The following is a 1,731-nucleotide window of genomic DNA, read 5'->3' as shown; positions in this document are numbered from 1 at the left end:
GCTCATGCGCAACACGGCGAAGAAGTTGGTCTCGAAGATGCGCCGTGCGGCTTCTTCGCTGTCGGCTGCGAGAAAGCCTCCGGGCACGGCAATGCCGGCGTTGTTGATCACCAGCGTCACATCCGATGCCAGCGCCGCAGCGGCCGCCACGTCTTCCGGCTTGTTGACGTCGAGCCGCAGGGCCTGAACTCCGGGTTGGGTCACGGTCGCGGGGTCTCGCGCGCCGGCGTAGACCTTGCGGGCGCCGCGGGCGAGCAGTTCACGCGCAAATGCGAGGCCGATGCCGCGATTGGCGCCCGTGACGAGGGCAACAGCATTTTCGATCTTCATGAGAATCTCCAAAGAGGGATACAGATTCAGCTGCAGGCTTTCAGGGCCTGCAGCAACGATGAACAAGCTCACTTGAGCTTGACGACGACCTTGCCCTTGGCGCGGCCTGCTTCGACGTAGGCCATGGCCTCGTTGGTTGATGCGAACGGGAAGACCCGGTCCATCACGGGGCGGATGACGCCAGCATCGAAGAGACGGGTGATCTCGCGCAGCTGGATCCCATTCGCCTTCATGAAGAGGAACGAGAAGCTGACCCCGAGGCTCCTTGCCTTGCGTCTGGTTCCCGAGCTCAGCAGCCGCATGACCAGTTTCACGAAGCCGGGTGCCCCGATGTCCTTGCCGAAATCGGGATCGGGCGGACCAGAGATGGAGATGAGCCTCCCGCCGGCCTTGAGCACGCGCAGGGATTTTTCGAGCGTCTTGCCGTCCTGGCTGTTCAGGACCACGTCGTAGTCGTGCAGGACATCTTCAAAGTCCTGCGTCTTGTAGTCGATGACGACGTCTGCGCCCAGGCTCTTCACGAGCGCGACATTGGCCGTGCTCGTCGTGGTGGCCACGGTGGCACCCAGGTGCTTGGCCAGCTGGATGGCAAAGGTGCCTACGCCGCCTGAGCCGGCCTGGATGAAGACCTTCTGCCCCTTCTTCAGGTTGGCCTTCTCGACCAGTGCCTGCCAGGCCGTCAGCGCCACCAGAGGAATGGAAGCGGCTTCTTCCATCGTCAGCCCCGTGGGCTTGAGCGCCAGCGAGGCTTCCTTGACGGGGACGAATTCGGCGAACGTGCCGATCCGAAAGTCATCCGTCCGCGCGTAGACCTCATCGCCGAGCTTGAACTGCCGCACACGCGCGCCGAGCTTGACGACCACCCCGGCGACGTCGTGGCCCAGGATCAGGGGCAGGCGATAAGGCAGGATGAGCTTGAACTCTCCGCCGCGGATCTTCGAGTCCAGCAGGTTCACGCCAGCGGCATGGACCTCGACCAGGACCTCGTCATCGCGCAACTCCGGGCTCGGCACATCTGCCAACCGCAACGCGCGCTTTTTTCCATAGCGATCGAGAACGAATGCTTTCACGGTTTTTCCTTGTTCCGGGCGTGCCCAGGTTGCGAGTGGATGCCGAACGACTCATGTGGCATGATGATCGTCATATATAGGGGCGAACAAAAAGGCAGCGTTGCTCAGTGCGTTCAGGCAGGGGCCAGGTGCTTCAGTGCGGCCTCGCGCAGCCTGTCCGACAGGGCGGGCTCGTCGACTGCGCGGGCCAGCAGCAAGGTGCCCACCATGGTGGCGATGGTCACGAGTGCTTGCTCGTGGGCGCCGGGCTGCCCCCAGTCCGGCGACTGACGGGCGACAAGATCGATCATGGCCTTGATGTGCCGGGTGGTGACTCGGCGAACCTCGGGTG

At 63.4% G+C, this 1,731-nt stretch carries 2 protein-coding genes and 1 pseudogene; all 3 read right to left on the bottom strand.

Annotated elements, in window-relative coordinates:
- On the bottom strand, positions 1 to 330 hold a 330-nt coding region (locus tag AC1DYI_RS34620; protein ID WP_477208628.1), incomplete at its 3' end, for an SDR family NAD(P)-dependent oxidoreductase.
- A 68-nt stretch (positions 331 to 398) separates the two neighbouring features.
- Complete coding sequence (locus tag AC1DYI_RS34615; protein WP_477208627.1) at positions 399 to 1,400, bottom strand: NADP-dependent oxidoreductase; 1,002 nt, start codon at positions 1,398 to 1,400, stop codon at positions 399 to 401.
- A 113-nt stretch (positions 1,401 to 1,513) separates the two neighbouring features.
- Positions 1,514 to 1,731 (bottom strand): annotated as a pseudogene (locus tag AC1DYI_RS34610) (TetR/AcrR family transcriptional regulator); the annotation flags it as partial.

It is taken from the genome of Ideonella sp. P3_A4 (assembly GCF_056403075.1).
Note: the sequence above shows the minus strand (reverse complement) of the source record. Positions and strands in the feature narration are given on the sequence as shown.